General features: G+C 46.7%; 9 protein-coding genes and 1 other annotated feature. Of the genes, 2 read left to right on the forward strand and 7 right to left on the reverse strand.

Going from position 1 to position 15,607, the window contains the following annotated elements; translation table 11 throughout:
* Positions 1–42: 42 nt before the first annotated feature.
* From RWO08_RS08480 to RWO08_RS08490, 3 genes are read right to left on the reverse strand one after another with little or no spacing between them, the layout of a single operon-like run.
* Positions 43–867 carry an NUDIX hydrolase gene (locus RWO08_RS08480; RefSeq protein WP_314211799.1) on the reverse strand — a complete coding sequence of 275 codons (825 nt, stop codon included), beginning with the start codon at positions 865–867 and terminating at the stop codon, positions 43–45.
* 11 nt (positions 868–878) lie between these two features.
* Positions 879–1,715 (reverse strand): nicotinamide riboside transporter PnuC, encoded by an 837-nt coding sequence (gene pnuC / locus RWO08_RS08485; RefSeq protein WP_314211800.1) that lies wholly within the window; start codon positions 1,713–1,715, stop codon positions 879–881.
* 3 nt (positions 1,716–1,718) lie between these two features.
* Positions 1,719–2,837: an AAA family ATPase gene (locus RWO08_RS08490; RefSeq protein WP_314211801.1), complete on the reverse strand. Its 1,119-nt coding sequence runs from the start codon at positions 2,835–2,837 to the stop codon at positions 1,719–1,721.
* Positions 2,838–3,121: 284 nt separating this feature from the next.
* Between RWO08_RS08490 and RWO08_RS08495 the strand changes: the two genes are divergently transcribed.
* On the forward strand, positions 3,122–3,982 hold the full coding sequence (locus RWO08_RS08495; protein ID WP_291454001.1) for a patatin family protein: 861 nt from the start codon (positions 3,122–3,124) through the stop codon (positions 3,980–3,982).
* A gap of 12 nt (positions 3,983–3,994) precedes the next feature.
* Positions 3,995–4,477, forward strand: coding sequence for a low molecular weight protein-tyrosine-phosphatase (locus RWO08_RS08500; protein WP_291454002.1), 483 nt, complete (start codon positions 3,995–3,997; stop codon positions 4,475–4,477).
* Between the two features lie 198 nt (positions 4,478–4,675).
* On the opposite strand, the gene RWO08_RS08505 is transcribed toward RWO08_RS08500, so the two are convergent.
* The 4 genes from RWO08_RS08505 to RWO08_RS08520 form a co-directional block, all read right to left on the reverse strand.
* Complete coding sequence (locus tag RWO08_RS08505) at positions 4,676–12,106, reverse strand: Cna B-type domain-containing protein (RefSeq protein WP_314211802.1); 7,431 nt, start codon at positions 12,104–12,106, stop codon at positions 4,676–4,678.
* A 315-nt stretch (positions 12,107–12,421) separates the two neighbouring features.
* Positions 12,422–13,135: a 5'-methylthioadenosine/S-adenosylhomocysteine nucleosidase gene (mtnN, locus tag RWO08_RS08510; protein WP_291427569.1), complete on the reverse strand. Its 714-nt coding sequence runs from the start codon at positions 13,133–13,135 to the stop codon at positions 12,422–12,424.
* Entirely contained in the window at positions 13,135–13,989 is an 855-nt protein-coding gene (locus RWO08_RS08515) for a MetQ/NlpA family ABC transporter substrate-binding protein (protein WP_291454005.1), read from the reverse strand. The genes mtnN and RWO08_RS08515 overlap by 1 nt, the downstream gene beginning before the upstream one ends.
* A gap of 66 nt (positions 13,990–14,055) precedes the next feature.
* Positions 14,056–14,283 (reverse strand) — a binding site (T-box leader).
* A gap of 160 nt (positions 14,284–14,443) precedes the next feature.
* Positions 14,444–15,595, reverse strand: a complete 1,152-nt coding sequence (locus RWO08_RS08520) for an iron-containing alcohol dehydrogenase (protein WP_306486543.1) — start codon at positions 15,593–15,595, stop codon at positions 14,444–14,446.
* Between the last annotated feature and the right edge of the window lie 12 nt (positions 15,596–15,607).

The raw sequence follows: 15,607 nt of genomic DNA on the forward strand, positions 1-15,607 counted from the left end.
AGAAGACGCAAAAAAAAGACCGCCTCAGGCAGTCTTTTCTTGCTAATAAAATGGATTGAGTTGATAGGTGTAGGTTTTGTGACTACGCCCCCGTTTACCGGCACCCGCATGGCCAAATTCCAGGAAGGTCAGATACTTCTCTTGACGCAATCGGAAGGCCGTCATGCCCACATGGCGGAATTGGGGATGATTGAAGACATCGAAGATGGCCCGCACATCCTTAATGGTGAAAGTGCTTGGCAGAAGCGATAGAACCGTCGGATGGTACTCCAGTTTATTTGATAGACGTCTCACTGCCTTGGTGATAATCAGCTCGTGGTCGAAGGCCAAGTCATGAATGAAGTCTTGGCTCTCACTGTCCACTAGTAGGAGAGCTCCTGACTCGGTCACCGAGAGATTAGCCCAGCAAATGGCGCTGGCATCATCCCCTGCCACTGCCTCCTGGCCGCTATCATAGGGCAGGTAGACGATATGGGCCACCGAGACCACCCAGGCCCGCGGATCGCGACCTGGACTGGCAAAGGTCTCCAACTGTTCAATTCGCAGCGGATCCAAGGCAATATGGGTTTCCTCTAGCACCTCACGAATGGTAGCCTGAGTGGTATCTTCGTCTGGCTCGACAAAGCCACCCGGCAAGGCATAGTGACCCAAGAAAGGATGGGCCTTGCGCTTGATTAAGAGCAATTGTAGTTGAGGCGCCTCCTCTGGGTCGGCCTGATACCAACGCAAAATGACATTGTCTACTGTTAAGGCTGGTTTGGGATAGTTGGGAAATTCCTGTTTTTGGTACCAGGTCAAAAATTCTTCCTGGCTGGCCTTAGTCTCATAATAGTGCTTTTCGGCTTGAGGGTCCTTAAATTCAGGCATGAAGTCCCTCCTTATTGATTAGCCTGAGCCTGTTGAATCCAACGATACATGCCGACAATACTGTTTACTGTGAAGAGCAGGTACATGACCACAATATCGACGGAGCCATCAGTGCCCCACCAGAGGTAAATGGAGAAGAGATTGGTAGCAATCCAGAAGAGCCATTGTTCGGCATAGAGCTCGGTCATTAACTTCTGACCCACCACATTGGTCCCATCAGTCACAGAGTCACGGAAAGGTCGATTAGCACCGATAGACTTATAGGCTAAGCCCATGAGAAGCCAAACAATTGCGGTTTGAGCTAAGGCAATAATCCAATCCACCAAGCCCATGCGACGGGACTTGACATTAGTAGGTGTGTCTTCTACTTGATGGATTTCTTCTTGACGCTTACGGTCTGCCATAAGCCAGACATAAAGGCCAATCGGTTGCATAACTACGAAGTAGGCATTTGTTAAAACCTCACCATAGAATCCATTACCGATAGCTAAAAATAAGTAAATACTGGTCGTAATGACACCAAAGAAGTAGTTAGATTTGCGGCCCTCAGCTACCAGAATAACGTTAATAACCCCTGTAATAGAAGCGATAAAGCCTAGCAAGGTTGAATCTGGGTCGCGCAAAGCGACAATAATTGGCACAATGGACATAATGATTAAATAAGCCCATTCCAGTTGGGTACGGCCCACTACTAGGTCCTCATAGATGGCCTTAACCACGCCAGCAAAGCCTAATTTCTTGGTGTCGCCGGCCAAGGTTTTGAGGTTGCGCCCTGTTACCTTATAGCCTGATGTGCAGTAATCGTGGAGCTTGGTCCACTTGGTCTTAAAATTTTCAACAATTGACATGTTCTATACCTCCTGATTCAATAGGCTTGCAATTTCAATTTTGGCTGTTTCGTAGAGACTCTCGAAGAAGGTCTGGCCTGGATTAGGATTCCCCAAGTAGACAATCTTGTCAGCCAATCCCGCTTCTTCAAAGAGTTGGATGGTTAGGGAGGTGAAGGCATCACGGGTTTCTTCATCCGCCATGGTCATGTCCCGAACCCCGTCGTCCACATAGTTAGATTGTGGTAGGACAACGAAAATCTTATCCCACTTTTCCTTCTCAATCATGGACTGGTAAACGTCGGTCAAGGCTTGGAAATCTTCCTCAGACAGGCTGTCCTTGAGGTAGTACTCCGCATAGGCCATAGTAATGGTCGAGTTGGTATCGGCGATAATCAGACCATTATTAGCTGGCGAATCAATCAAGTCCGAAGTCTGACGGAACTGGCCGGTAAAGAGATAGGTGTAGTCGTTCTTGTCCAATTCATCATCTAGGACATTATAGCGTTCCTGGTACTCACGGGCATATTCTGGCGACCAAGGGCAACCGAAGAGGCGTGATAAATCCCGCGCCAAGGTTGTCTTACCGTTGGAAGCTGAGCCTGCAATGAGGACATTAGTCGAGAAGAAGCGGCGGAATGGTTTGGCAATCTGATGCCAGTGCATCCGCGGATTACTCCGAATCATAGTCCCTGAAATCTTAATTAAAGACCGGTCTACCAGAACCACTTCCCAGTCAGGGCGCAATTCATTGATCTTGTCCTTATACTCTGTCTCGCCACAGTAGACCACAATCTTAGCTTGACCACTAAAGACCACATACTGGGCAATGGACTCATCAAGCTTAGCTAGCCACTCTACCCAACCATTAGGATAGGCCGGAATATGATTCTCGTCTAGCTTATCGACAATGACCAAGTCATCATAGCGGAAAGTCTCACGCGTATAACGGAATCTCTTGCGTAGACTCAGCCCGATTAGATCCCCTCGATCCCCGTCATAACCTGATACGATGGTTAGGACCCCATCATTGTGGCGCTTGGCCTGGTTAATAATATCAATATGCCCAACGTGTAGCGGGGCGAAAGTCCCAAAGACGATACCAAGGGACGTCACATTCTCTAACTTCTTTCGTTTTACCATTCTCTAACCTCTTTTGGCCTATAAAGTTAGATATTAACTTTATTAAAGGCTTAAATTAAGTCAGACCCTCACTAGCACTAAAAAGAAAGATTAATTAAGTCAGAGGCTAACTTAATTTAAATATAACACAATTGAAACATAATGTCTACTGTTTTTCAGAAAAGTCGCTTTATTTCTGAATCAATTTATTATACAATAGTGACATGAATCACTTTAGGCTCGTAGGTGTGTCATGTCTTGTCCCTAATCAAGATGGTGACACCTTCCCATAAAGGAGGCAAAGTATGCGGATAGGCATGGTCTTCGAAGGCGGTGGGATGCGCGGTTTATACACAGCCGGTGTCCTAGATAGTCTAATGACAGCCCAAATCCCAGTAGATGAGATTGTGGCTGTTTCAGCAGGGGCCCTTTTCGGGGCTAATTATCTCAGTGGTCAAATTGGTCGGGCATGGCGTTATAATCGACGCTATCTTGGCGACAAACGTTATATGAGTCTAAGCTCTTGGCTCAAGACTGGTAACTATGTCAACAAGGAATTCGCCTACTACCAAGTCCCTATGATCCTGGATCCTTTCGATAACGAACACTTTAAAGCTTCCCAGGCCCGTTTTCATGCAGTGGTCACCCATGTAGCCAGTGGGAGAGCTGAATACGCCCTAATCGAGGACGTATTTACTCAAATGGAAGTTCTAAGAGCCAGTTCCGCCCTACCCTTCGTCTCTAAAATGATTCAGTTAGACGCTAGCCCTTGTTTAAGTGGTGGCGCCTACCTCGACGGTGGTATTAGTGATAGCATCCCAGTCCATTATGCGCGCCAACTGGGTGTTGATAAGTTGATTGTGGTCCTTACCAGACCCGATTCTTACCGCAAATCCACTCACTCGAACCCATTTTATTCAATGTTCTACCACCGCTTCCCTGCTTTTGTCCAAGCCCTGAAAGAGCGTAACATCCGCTATAATCAGACCTTGAATCAAATTGAAAGCTTGGAAGCACAAGGCGAATTATTCGCCATCCGCCCATCTGCCCACCTTAAAGTTGGCAGATTTGAAAGTGACATCGCCGTTTTAGAGTCACTCTACAACTTAGGTCGACAAGATGGACAAAACCAAATAAATCCCCTCAAAATTTACTTACAAACGTAAAAGGAGATATTTATGGTTAAAGTTATATTTGTTTGCTTGGGTAATATCTGCCGTTCACCAATGGCAGAAGCCATCTTCAGCCACTTGGTGGCAGAAGCCGGTCTAAGCGACCAAATAACAATCGATTCTGCTGCAACTAGTCCTTGGGAAATTGGAAAAACGATTCATGAAGGTGCCAATGAGCGTCTTCAAGCCTTAGGAATTCCTACCCCAAAACACGTTGCACGACAACTAGATATTGAAGATATCAAGGCTGACTATATCATTGGTATGGATGAACCTAACTTACGGGCCATCAATTATCTGATTGGTGCTCGCCCTAGTGGCGAAGTCAATATGCTCTTGCACTATGCCGGAGAAGAAACTCAGATTGCTGACCCTTGGTACACTGAAGACTTTGATACAGCTTTTTCTGAAATCTATCGCGGTTGCCAAGCACTCTTGGCTCACATTCAATCCCGCCATAGTTTTAATCAAGAAGCGCCTTCGATTTAATATTGATTTCTTTCCCTAGTAGGACTTGCCTGGGCAGTCAACCTCCTAGTGGTGTTTCTGTAAGCCGACAGATTCACTCTAGCGCTTGGTTGCTTGCCCAGAAAGTCCTTCTAGGGCTTTTTTATAACAAAAAGCGAGCCCCTTTCCTGTCTATCAGGAAAGGGGCTCGCCCTATTTGATTACTTCCTATTGGAAGTTCTAGTTTTCAGCCTTAACCTTGCGTCCAAAGAAAACAAGTGTCAATGCTAATGTCACGAGGCTAGTTGCTAACCAGAAGGAAGCATTACTTTCCCCGGTCTTAGGCAAGTGGTTGCCTGGGCGCTTGCCGCGCTCATTTGGTTGACTTGCATCAGCAGATTGCTCGCTGACACTAGAGCCTGAATCATTGGAATCTGGATTTGGCGTTACATACGGTTGATAACGCGCAATTACGCTAAGCCCTGATTCATGTTGGAAGACTACCGCAGCCCCTTGTGGTTGGCCTACGAAATCTTTATTTGGTTGGAAGGTTACAAGACCGGTTAATGGGTCTAATGTATAGCTACCAATTTCTTTACCATTATCGTCTAGTGCTGGAATAGTTTTGGCATCTGTTGCTTCTTTGGTAAATGGATCTACCAAGCGAGCTGGGCGACTAGCACTTGGCACAAGGTCTTGACCACTTGTTTGGTCAGTCGCACCTACCGTAGCAGACTGAGTCTTACCTTGCACGTCTTCCGATTTGGCGTGATTTGGCACGATGTCTAAGACATGTGGTGTGTAAGTCCCCTTAGCTGGAGACCCATTGATATCAACTCGAACCACTACAATTGAGGTCGCTGTCCCAACAAATTCTGGTTCTGGCAAGAAGGTAACCGTCCCATCATTGGCTAGGACATAAGATCCTTGCCCCTTAAGGGTCACTCTCTTACTGCCGTCTTCGAAGGTTGGGTCCGCATCCATATCAATTGGCACTTGGCTGTCACCAGGTGTGAAGCTTGGCTTGCCCGTTTGAATCTGACCCTTGAGACCATAAGACTCTACCTGGTTACCACTTGGCGTTACGCCCGTTACACTTGGCGTATAAGTAGCAGTCGCTGGGGTACCGTTAGCGTCCTTGGCTTGAACAGTAACTGGATCTGGAACTCCTACGAAGTCTTTCTTAGGTTGGAAGGTGACCGTACCAGTCAGTGGGTCCAAGGTGTAGGTCCCGACTTCTTGACCATCCTTAGTAGCTGGAATGCTAGTTTCGGTGACTGCTTTGCCTGCTACTACAAATTGAGCTGGTTGATCTGCATCAATCTTGATTGGCACGTCAGGGTGTCCTGGTGTGAAGCTTGGAGTGCCAGTTTGACTTGCTCCTTGTAAGCCACTTGAAGTTGCTGGGCTACCACTTGGAGTAACAGCTGTTACGATTGGGGTATAAGTAGCAGTCGCTACTGTCCCGTTGACGTCTTGACGTTTAATTGTTACTGGGTCTGCTGTCCCGACGAAGGATTTTTCAGGTACGAAGGTCACAGTGCCATCTTTGGCAACCGTGTAAGTTCCTTGCCCTTCTACCTTCTTCTCAGTAGAACCATCTTCGAAAGTAGCAGCTACCGTGTCATCCATTGGTACCTTGTCTGACCCTGGCGTAAAGACGAGGGTAGCAGATTGGGTCTTACCTTGAATGTCGGTCGTGGTTTGATTATCACCACGTGGTACAACGGCTGTAACGGTTGGGGTGTAGCTGGCCTTGGCTGGCGTGCCGTTAGCGTCTTTGACCTCCACTTGGATTGGATCTGGGCTACCAACAAAGTCCTTGTTAGGTTGGAAGGTGACGGTCCCAGTCTTAGGATCGATAGTGTAGGTCCCGACGGTCTTGCCGTCCTTGACAGCTGGTAAGCTGGTGTCATTGACTGCTTGACCTGTTGTAGGATCTACCAAGCGAGCAGGTTGCTCATCATTAATGGTGATTGGCACATCTGCATGGCCCGCTTCAAAGCTTGGCGTACCTGTTTGGGTTTGACCTTGCAAGCCTTCTGAAGTGACGCTAGTTCCTGTTGGCGTAACAGGTGTCACTGTTGGCGTGTAGGTAGCAGAAACGGCTACCCCGTTAGGGTCTAGTACTTGGATAGTAGCTGGTTGAGCTGTCCCTACAAAGTCCTTGTTAGGTTGGAAGGTAATCAAGCCTGTCTCAGGAGTGAGTGTATAGGTCCCGATGACCTTGCCGTCCTTGTCCTTGGCGTCGATTTGGCTAGCATCTGAGACTGCACCATCAACCACAAATTTAGCTGGGTTTTGTGCAGAAACTTGGATAGCTTGATCCGCCCCACCATTGTTAGGGTCTGGGTTGTAGGTGAATTCTGGCTGGCCAGTTTGAGCCTTACCTTGGATATCTTGACTTACTTTATCAAGGCCTTGACGGCTAGTTGGCAAGACGGTTGGCGTGTAGTTAGCTCTTGCCGGAGTCCCGTTGGCATCCTTAACTTGAACCGTCACAGGATCTGGTGTCCCTACGAAATCCGCTTTAGGTTGGAAGGTTACTTGTCCTGTCTTAGGATCTAAGGTGTAGGTCCCGACTTCCACGCCATTTCGCATAGCTGGCAGGCTAGTTTCAGTCACTGCTTGGCCACCTACAAAGAATTGTGCAGGTTGCTCATCATTAATGGTGATTGGCACCTTGGTATCCCCTGGCGTAAAGACAGGTTGACCAGTTTGGCTAGCCCCTTGGAGGCCACTTGAGCTAACGTCCTTACCAGAAGGCGTCACGCCCGTTACATGAGGTTGATAAGTGGCGGTGACCGTTACCTCATTGGTGTCATGCGCTTGGATAGTAGCTGGAACTGGAGTGCCGACATAATCCTTATGCGGTGTGAAGGTCACTTGACCTGTTTCAGAGTTGAGCTTGTAGGTCCCGATAGTTTTACCATTGGTATCCTTAGCATCAATTTCTTTTTCTTGAACCACTTGACCATCAACTACAAAGACTAGGCTGTTCTCTACCAGTGGCACCGTGACAGCTTGGCCGTCAATTTGTGCTTGGCCTGGTGCGAAGCTTACAGTCCCTTCTTGGACTTGACCTTGTATATCAGTGGTTTCAGCATTGGTTGAAGTTGGGGTTGCATCGACAACGGTTGGGGTGTAGGTCGCTTCAGCTGGCGTTCCGTTCTTATCTACACGGACGACGGTCACGGCTTTAGCTTGACCCACGAAGTTCTTCTCAGGAAGGAAAGTAACTGTTCCATCAGCTGCCACAGTGTAAGTCCCTTGGTTTTCTACCTTGAGGCTTTCGACCAATTGACCTTGGTCATTCTTAAGTTTAGCAGGCACCTGATCATCCATTGGCACATCTGCATGGCCTGGTTGGAAGGTTACTTGCTTGCTTTGGCTAGCGCCACGAATACCGGTTGAGGTCGCAGGTACCCCGACTGGTTTTACGCCTGTAACATGTGGCGTGTAAGTTGCCACTGCAGGCGTTCCGTTCTCATCCTTGGCTTGGACTTGAACTGGTACTGGGTCACCTACAAAGTCCTTATTAGGTTGGAAGGTTACCTGACCATTTTGGTTAAGGGTGTAGGTCCCAATTTCTTTACCGTTAGCATCTTTGGCAGGGATGGTCGTTTCAGTTGAAGCTTGACCATCTACCAAGAATTGGAGAGAGTTAGCCGCAATAGGCACAGTATAATCTTGGCCATCTACCGCCGTCTTCCCTGGGGTAAAGGTTAATTGTCCTACTTGTTCTTTACCTTGAATGTCGGTTGTTTCAGCATCCTGTGCACTTGGTTTAACGCCTAGTACATTTGGTGTGTAAGTTGCGGTGGCTGGCGTACCATTTTCATCTTCTACCTGGACAGTTACTGGATCAGGCTGACCGGTAAAGTCTTTCTTCGGTTGGAAGGTTACTTTGCCACTTGCTTGATCAAGAGTGTAGGTCCCGACTTCTTGACCATTCTTCATGGCCGGTGTAGTCGTCTGCTCAATCACTTGACCCCCTACAACTAAACGGTAACTGTTAGGCTTCAAATCGACTGTAACGGGACTACCATCGATAGTGACGGTCCCTGGCGTGTAGGTCGGTGTGCCGGTTTGGCTAGCTCCCTGAATACCTTCAGAGGTTACATCTTTTCCACTTGGAATTGGCAATTTGTTAGTAATAACCGTCGTATTTCCTTCAGATTTAACTTCCTTATAGTAACCTGCAGGCACTTCTACTTCGTCTGCGCTATAGATATAAGGACGTCCATTATTAACTGAAGGTACATCTGAAATGCTGATCTTCCACTTATCATCTTCGGTGATGTCTAGTGGGTCACGATAATTTTGGCCGTCTTGCTTGAGTTGCACCTTAATTGGCTTCCGTTTGCCTAGACGGTTATTATCATCTTCCCATTCCTTTCTAACATAGTAGGTACGTACCTTACGTTCATTAATAATGGTGTAAGTATGCTCGTCTTCACCTTCAGCAGGTTTGCTTGGGTCATTGATTGACATGACAGTATAGTCAAGGCTATATCGTTCTGGTAGAACCTCACGGACATCGTAGTCTGTGACCTCAGGGTCTAAGAGCTCACCATTTGCTAGACGTTTGAAGACCCCTTGCCAATTATTGGCTTCATTAAGGGTCAGGGTAGCCAAGACATCCCGTTCGCTACTTTTACGGAAGAGTTCAAAGACTACTTGGTCTAGGTTCTTATCATTAATCCACTTCTTGGCAACCGGGATATAGTGAGGCAATTGGTTGACTACCGCATTGGTATCACCAAAGCTGGTCAAGTCATTCGCGTCCCGGTTAGTAGAGAAGAAGTTAGTTGCCTTCTCACGATTAATGTAGCCATTAGTATAAGCTGGCGCCTTCATTGGCACATCGAAGTTAATGATTTCACCTGGCTCAACCTCTTGGCCTTGGTTCAAGACAATCTTGATAGCTGTTACTTGGGTAAAATCAGCTACCTGATCTGCTGTCATCCAACCGTCACGCCCTACTTCTTGAGCTGCATTCTTAGTCATGTCAGCCGCAGTATGGTAGTAGACAGTGTACTTGGCAGGAACATTGAGTGGTCCTGTTAGCAGGTTAGAGAATTTACTTGTATTAACATCCCCGCTATATGGTAGACGGTCATACAAGACAAAGTGTTTCATCGGTAAGACAGAGAAGTTCCGAGTCTGCAAGCGATAATCAAAAGCTTCATCATAATCGGTTAAGACTGGGTTTGTATGGAAGCTTTCGCCTGCCTTACGGATGTACTTGGTAGAAGCAATTTCAGATGGAAGGTTAACCGTAGTTTGTGAAGTAGCCCCCACTAACTGAGCCGGTGTCTTACCATCAACTTGAATATTGAACTTATTATCTACTAATGTTGTTGATTTTACCCCATCTGGAAGTGGATCATACTCATCAGAGACAAAGTAAGCGTGGTTATCTTCATTATTAGTAGGTGTTTGAATTTTAGTTGGAATCGCCCCTTCATTAATGGTCCCTTCCACTAAAATTGGGAAGTTAGGCTTAACATCAGAGAAGGCTGGAATAGTTCCTAGGTCAATAATGACGGCGGTACGACCTGAGCCATTATAGTTTTCAACGACTTCAACATTCTTAATCTTGCCCTTGTCTGCCGCTAATTCTTCAGTAGCACTCTTAAAGGTCACCCCTTGAGGCAAGATATCAATGAACTTAGCATTGCGGTAGGCACGGGCTGGTGACACTACGAAGTTAGAGAAGACCAGACGGTAGACAACTTGCTCACCTAGCGTACCTGTTTGGTTAACTTTAGTGGTCTTGTTGAATTGTACGGTTTCTTCCAATGTATCAGCCATCATCCGGGCGTTAGCACTTAATTGCTTTGGTTTGACTTCAGAGCCGTCTTCCGTCTCTAAAGCGATATCTAGGGTAGCTACGTTGTTATAGAACTTATTCTCTGTCAGGGCCTTAGTATTATAAGGATCTAAGAGACGAGTCCGGTATTGCAAAGCAAAACCTGTGGTTGGCATGTGTTTCTGACCAGCAGGCAGCTTAATCCGAATCCCCTTATATTTACGGGTAGCAGCTACGGCTTGAGTATCTTCAATTTCGCCACTTTGAACCTTGGCTACCTGTTCTTGGACTTGGGCCCAAGCCTGGGAATCAATGTTCTCAATGGAACGTTTTGTTCGAGATAGCGTGTCTATATAGGTCTCACTGCCATCTTCAGCCACCGCATAAATGTCTAGTGGGATGTTCAAAGTCCCACTAACGGTCAAGCTATATGGATACATACGTTCATCTAATTGAGTATCTTCCATTACTAGTTGCGACACAGGCAGAGCCGAAGTATTCCGGAAGGCTAAGCTCCAGAATGCTTCCACTAAGTGGTTAGCCTGAGGCTGCAAGCGAATCCGACCACTATTATTGGCAATCTTCCGGAACATACCAGCAGGAACCAACTCACTGGTCAAGGTGAAAGGCACATCGTCTGTCAAGACAGTATCGGGTTCTGACGGCCCTTTTTGGTAAGGGGTCATGGTCAATTCTACATTATTACTGTGGACGATTTGCTTATTACCATTTTTAAACTTGGCATTAGGGAATGACAAGCGTAGACGAACATTCCGTAAGGTCGTCTCTGCCCCACCAGAAGCTGGGTCTGGGTTGGTTACAGTATAAGAAACCGTGCCATCACCATTGTTGGTCCAACCTGGGTTTTTGGCTGGGTCGAAGGTAGCTGTCAGCGTTTGACCACCGACGCCCTCATAGGTAGGCAAGGTATCCTTGATGACAATGGTCTCGTAGGACCGGTAGGTCTGATTAGCCCGATACTCTTGGATAGTTTGGTTGGTAATGCCTTGAGGTGATAGGAAGAAATAGAATGGCACGTCAGATGCTTTATCATTGAGATAGTCTCCGCCATCCGTTTCCCCACCATAGATATCTTGTTGGACGAACATGTCCAAAGTGTTAGCTTTAACCAACTTTTGGAGTTGCGGTTTATCTGCTTTGACATTAAAGGTCAAGTCAGAGGATGGGCCCGCAACCACTCGATTGTCTGCTTGCCGAACGGCTACTCGCGGTTGGACGCTATAACCATCTGGCGTCAGGCGATCCTTAAACTTAATACTAAAGGGGAAAGAACCTGATGTAGTTCGCTCAATATTATTAAGCGCAACTTTTAACACATAGTTCTCACCATCTTGAGTTAAGACCCCTGCTTCTTTAGCGATACCGCCCGCAGTCGCTGCCATTGTTTCAACATACTTGGCTGGTACGCGAATCTCAACAAAGGCTCCCTCTAAGGTATCATTGAGTCCTGATCCATCGACTGATACTTCCCCAACGTGGGAACTGGTCGTGTACTTAGCATCCGTCCCTGTGTTGTTGTTAAGGGTCATTTTCAAGACACCGTTAACTTCCGCAGAACGCAATTTTGTAGAACCTGACTCACTGCTAGATTCCTGACTGGATTCTTCCTGAGCTGAAACTGCAGGTTCTTGCTTGTCTGGCGCTGGAGTTGGAGTCACCTCCTCCACTTTGCTTTCTTCTGAGTTTGCTGGAGCTACGATAGGGGTCGTAGTGCTATCCTCAGTGCTTACTTCTTGTGCATAAGTAACTACTGTTGGAAAAAGCGCGCCTAAAACTAAGAGGACTACTGCCATCAGTTGGTAAAACTTACGCATGAACTGACTTGTCAATTTCATTAAATCCTTCCTTTCTTTCAGAATCATTACGAACAAAAAATTCTATCGACAACTCATTATACACCATCATAACGGCATTTCCAATAGCTTATATTAAAATTCCGAAAGCAATATTCGCTACTAATTTTGGCGGATTGTTATGATATTGTGATGATAGTAATAGTGTGGACAAGTGAATCGTGAATGAACACCACATACTCACTGTTTTTTCTTGTTATTTTTCTCTTATAGTTCCCAATAAAAGCAAGAAACATAGCGTTTATCCATACAAATAATGCCTACAAAAAAACGGGGCTAGTCGCCCCGCAATTTTTCTTAAATTATTTGTGTAAGGACGGTCAGTACCGCATCAAAAGCGTTCTGAGCAGCTAGTGCCAGGCTATCCTTGAAGAGTTGAGGGGCCTGGGCGCCAACATGATCTGAGATGCCCCGAATGTTGAGAACCTGACAAGCTGAACTTGCTAGGACCTGAGCTAGGGCGGCACTTTCCATATCAGAAGCTAGGAGGCCTGGTTGCCGTTCCAGGATTTCCGCTACCCTCTGAGGATCGCTCATAAATGAATCTGACGTCGCAATGGTGCCCACATGAACCTGATAGGACTTGCCTGCCCCTTGGAAATGAGCCAGAAGATTAGTCAGCAAATCAGCTGCGACCGGGTAATGGGCTGGCATTTGTGGCACCTGCCCCCAAGCGTAATTGAAGCCTGTAGCATCTACATCACTATAAACGAAACGGTCACTTATGACTACGTCACCTAAGGCCACGCTTGGCTCAAAGCAACCCGTCGACCCAGTATTAATGACTAGGTCTGGCCCTACTTGGCTTAAGAGCCAGGCAGCGCAGGCGGCAGCATTAGCCTTACCAATACCAGACTCTACTAAGTAGAGCTGACTAATCCCGGTCCCTTCAGGTGGGTTGACCGCTTCTATGCGAGTCTTAGCCTGTTCAAAGACTAGCTGCTTGGCCCCAAAATGTTGGCGGAAAGGCGCCAACTCTTCCTGCATGGCCGCTACGATGGCTACTTTCATTATTCAGCTTCCTTCCAGACATCTTTAATGTCTTTTTTCACTTCTACCTTGGTACCCTCGAATTTTTCCTTGATGAATTCTTGGACCTTAGGCGTGTGGTAGAGTTCCACTAGTTTAAGTAGATTCTCGTCTTTTTCGCGGCCTTTCTTGACGGCGATCACGTTAATGCGTGACTTGGTTGAGTCGTTGATTTCTTCCTTGTAGATGGCATCCTTGAGAACGTTAAGGCCGCCTTCCAAAGCAATGGTGTTACCGATAATGGAGAGGTCCACATCGTCTAAGACACGAACCGCTGTGGTGTCATCAATTAACTTAAATTCTAGCTTCTTAGGGTTTTCGATGACATCATCGGGTGTCCCCACGCCATCATCAAAGTCAGGTTTGAGCTTGATCAGACCAGCAGACTCTAGCAAGCGCAAAGCCCGAGTAGTGTTGGCTGGGTTATCAGCCAAGGCCACCACGGCCCCTTCCTTGACTTCCTCAATCTTCTTGTATTTCTTAGAATAAATCCCCATTGGCTCGATATAGGTGGTCCCAATCGGTACCAAAGCATTGTCAGATTCCTTGTTGAAGGCGTCTAAGTAGCCCAAAGACTGGAAGGCATTGGCATCCACGATACCATCCGCTACAGACTTGTTAAGTGGCAAGCCCCCATCAATTTCTTTGACCTCAATCTCTAGGCCTGCTTTCTTGGCTTCTTCTGACTCAGCAATGAACTTCCAAACATCGTAGTCAGAGCCAATACTGCTGACCGTGACCTTAGTCGCAGCAGATGCAGGCAGGGCCGCACCAAATAAGCTAAGGGCAGCAAGTGTGGTAAGGGTAACTTTCTTGGCAAAACTTTTAATGGACATATGTGATTCTCCTTTGATGGCTGATTTTTGACGGGAGAAGACAAAAAAAGCCCGTCCTCCCCTAGGGAAAAGGACGAGCGTCACTCGTGGTACCACCTTCATTCACCCTGCCGTCACCGACAAAGCCTCTGTAAGTCCGTAAGGACTCTGCCATGGTAACGGGTGCCCCCGTGCGCTGGTTTAAGCCAAGCGCCCACTCTGAGACCATTTGTAAGGAGCTCCTAGGCTTGCTTCCACCCGCTACAAGCTCTCTAGACAAGGATTCATCCCTACTCTTCTCTTCAACGTGTTTCCTATGTTTTCACTATACCTAAGTCCTAAGCCAGGGTCAAGCTATGCTGTTAGACGAAAAATCTAGCATGTGTTATAGGAAAAAATTATAACCGCTCCATAAACTAAAACAAGCACCCCAACTTGGCCATAGGGTGCTTGTCAATCTTTATTTAGTTAGGTCCTAGAAGAGTTCCTTATAGAAGGCAATGGTTTCTTCCAAGGTTGGGGTGAATGGGTTACCTGGTGCGCAGGCATCAATCATGGCATTCTTGGATAGATATTCGAAGTCGAAGTCTTTTTCTTCAATACCTAGTTCGGTTAACTTCTTAGGAATACCCACTGTTTCAGACAATTTTTCGATTTCGCTAATGGCATAATCCGCACACTCTTGGTCTGACTTGCCTTCAACTTGTAACCCTAAAGCTTTGGCCACATCACGGAAGGCAGCTGGTACGCGCTTAGCATTTTCACGTTCGATCACTGGTAATAACATGGCACAGCAGACACCGTGTGGTAAATGATAGACTGCCCCTAGTTGGTGAGCCATTGAGTGGACATAACCTAAACCAGCGTTGTTGAAGGACATACCACCTAAGAAGATAGCATTGACCATGCCTTCACGAGCTTCGATATCATGCCCATCCTTCACTGCCCGTGGCAAGAATTCCTTAATCAATTCGATTGCCCCGATAGAAAGTTTCTTGGTGACGCCATAAGCACCCGGTGTTACCAAGGCTTCTACCGCGTGAGTTAAGGCATCCATACCGGTTGCAGCCGTTAGAGCTGCTGGTTTAGATACCATTAATTCAGGGTCGTTAACAGAGATCAGCGCCAAACTATTCTTGTCAACCATGACCATTTTAACCTTACGTTCTTCGTCGGTAATGACATAGTTAATGGTAATTTCAGCAGAAGTCCCAGCCGTTGTGTTGATCGCCACAACTGGCAAACCTTTCTTAGCTGATTTGTGCAAGCCTTCGTAGTCTTGAGGCTTACCACCATTGGTTGCCATAACCGAGATACAGCTCGCTGCGTCTTGTGGTGAACCACCACCGAGTGAAATAATGAAGTCACAGTTGTTTTCTTGCAAGGCCTTGAGACCATCCAAGACATTCTTACATGAAGGGTTAGGATCGACATCTGAGAAGACTACATAGTTGATTCCTTCTGCGTCTAAAGGTTTAGTCACCTTAGGTAAGATATCGCTAGAAGCAATGAAGGTATCCGTTACTAAGAGAGCTTTCTTGTAGCCTAATTCTTTGACGTAAGAGCCAACTTCATTAATCACCCCTTTACCGATTAAGTTAATAGCTGGTACATAAAATGTTGACATAATTGTTCACTC

The sequence above is a fragment of the uncultured Abiotrophia sp. genome, from assembly GCF_963520105.1.
Taxonomy (GTDB): domain Bacteria; phylum Bacillota; class Bacilli; order Lactobacillales; family Aerococcaceae; genus Abiotrophia.

What these genes read in the sequence shown, in the direction of transcription:
- RWO08_RS08505 (WP_314211802.1), bottom strand. Translation starts at nt 12,106, where the DNA reads ATGAAATTGACAAGTCAGTTCATGCGTAAGTTTTACCAACTGATGGCA.
- RWO08_RS08490 (WP_314211801.1), bottom strand. Translation starts at nt 2,837, where the DNA reads ATGGTAAAACGAAAGAAGTTAGAGAATGTGACGTCCCTTGGTATCGTC.
- mtnN (WP_291427569.1), bottom strand. Translation starts at nt 13,135, where the DNA reads ATGAAAGTAGCCATCGTAGCGGCCATGCAGGAAGAGTTGGCGCCTTTC.
- RWO08_RS08480 (WP_314211799.1), bottom strand. Translation starts at nt 867, where the DNA reads ATGCCTGAATTTAAGGACCCTCAAGCCGAAAAGCACTATTATGAGACT.
- RWO08_RS08515 (WP_291454005.1), bottom strand. Translation starts at nt 13,989, where the DNA reads ATGTCCATTAAAAGTTTTGCCAAGAAAGTTACCCTTACCACACTTGCT.
- RWO08_RS08495 (WP_291454001.1), top strand. Translation starts at nt 3,122, where the DNA reads ATGCGGATAGGCATGGTCTTCGAAGGCGGTGGGATGCGCGGTTTATAC.
- RWO08_RS08520 (WP_306486543.1), bottom strand. Translation starts at nt 15,595, where the DNA reads ATGTCAACATTTTATGTACCAGCTATTAACTTAATCGGTAAAGGGGTG.
- RWO08_RS08500 (WP_291454002.1), top strand. Translation starts at nt 3,995, where the DNA reads ATGGTTAAAGTTATATTTGTTTGCTTGGGTAATATCTGCCGTTCACCA.
- pnuC (WP_314211800.1), bottom strand. Translation starts at nt 1,715, where the DNA reads ATGTCAATTGTTGAAAATTTTAAGACCAAGTGGACCAAGCTCCACGAT.